This is a genomic window from Paenibacillus sp. N119s (assembly GCF_059447605.1).
In genome coordinates this window covers 1-1,726 of sequence record NZ_JCAJRU010000428.1, presented here as the reverse complement: position 1 = coordinate 1,726, position 1,726 = coordinate 1, and the positions used below count along the sequence as shown (strand labels likewise).

The window sequence follows — 1,726 nt, the reverse complement described above, 5'->3', positions numbered from 1 at the left end:
GGGACACTTCTCTATAGAAGACACAGCCGACTGCGGATTCTGGATCGAGAACGGAACGGAAGCAATTTTCTTAATCTCATGTACGATGGATCTCTTCAAGTGCTGGAACGTGGATCGAACCGCTTCACAAATCTCTACATGACGGGATCAAACAGACATTATTTGCTTTATATATTTGGCTTTTTCGTCACTGCCTTAGGAAGTACGATGATTGGCACCCAAGGAATGTCGCTGGGTATGAGCCACTATGCTCCGTTAGGTTTTTATGAGGCTGTCATTGTTGTTGTAATGCTTCTAGCAGCGGTAGCCGTACCCTTTGCTAAGTCGCGGGTCAACGCGATTTTGTTTACTGGTGCAGTCGGGTACATGGTGACTCTGCTGTTTGTTATCTTCCGCGCACCTGATCTTGCATTAACACAAATGATTGTGGAGACAGTATCTGTCATTCTGTTCCTTCTGTGCTTTAAGTACCTTCCGAAGTTAAAAAAGGAGAAGGAGCGTCTGAGCTTTAGATTGCCGAATTTGATTATCGCTGCAGGTGTAGGAATTACGATGACATTCATTGGGCTGGCAGCAATGGGCAGTAGTCCATTCGCTCCCATTTCGGAGTTTTTCCTAAAAGAAAGCTATTCCTTGGCCGGAGGGAAAAACGTAGTCAATGTCATTCTCGTTGACTTCCGGGGATTCGACACTCTATTTGAAATTATGGTTCTCGCTATTGCATCCCTTAGCATTTATGCTTTGATTAACTTGCAAGTGGAGCCTGGCATTACACCCGCCAACAAAAATAAGAAGGAAGGAAGAATGGCTTTTCCGCTCCGCAGTAATGATGTGATCTTGCGAACTATGTCCAAGGTTATCATAATCGTGATTCTCACTTTCTCGATGTATTTGTTCTTTGCCGGACACAATAATCCGGGAGGTGGCTTCATCGGAGCCCTGATGACTTCAGCAGCGCTTATTTTGATGGCGATCTCCTTCGGGATGGACAAGGTTCGTAAAGTCCTTCCAGTGAATTACCGCATGATCACAGCGGTAGGGCTGCTCATTGCTATTCTGACTGCGGCTGGCTCGTTTGTTTTCGAAGCCCCTTTTCTCAGCCACGCCTTTGGGCACTTTGATCTGCCTATTATGGGTGATACCGAGCTGGCTACAGCAGTCCTCTTTGATCTGGGGGTATACCTAGCTGTAGTAGGTGTGACCATGAGTATTATTTTTACCATAGGGGGGGATGAGTGAAATGGAACTGATTATGGCTGTAGCTGTAGGTGTTTTATTTACAATTGGGGTGTACCTGATTTTATCTAAGAGCCTTCTGCGCATTGTTTTGGGGACTTCCTTGCTAACTCATGGCGTTCATTTGCTGCTCTTGACGATGGCCGGACTAAAGACGGGAGCTGCTCCAGTATTAGGAGGTAAAGCAGAGACTTATGTGGACCCTTTACCGCAGGCGTTAATTCTGACCTCTATCGTCATCAGTTTTGGAGTTACTGCCTTTTTCTTGGTGCTTGCTTACCGTTCGTACCAGATGTTGGGCACCGATGAAATCGACAGTGTTAAGGGGGAAGAACGATGAGCAATCTCTTGGCACTACCGATTTTAATTCCCTTGTGTACCGCTGTTATATTGATTTTTATGAAGGAGAGGATTCTGCTTCAGCGGTTCATTAGTACAGTTAGCGCCATTTTGAATATTATGATTGCTCTTGTGCTGATTTACCGCATTC

The 1,726-nt window shown here is 45.5% G+C and carries 2 protein-coding genes; both read left to right on the top strand.

The features are described 5' to 3' along the window. A partial coding sequence (gene mbhE, locus AC5V8P_RS25465; RefSeq protein ID WP_495474038.1) for a hydrogen gas-evolving membrane-bound hydrogenase subunit E occupies positions 1-1,239 on the top strand: 1,239 nt, incomplete at its 5' end. 1 nt (position 1,240) lies between these two features. Further along, complete coding sequence (locus AC5V8P_RS25460; protein WP_064797936.1) at positions 1,241-1,576, top strand: Na(+)/H(+) antiporter subunit C; 336 nt, start codon at positions 1,241-1,243, stop codon at positions 1,574-1,576. Positions 1,577-1,726: the final 150 nt, after the last annotated feature.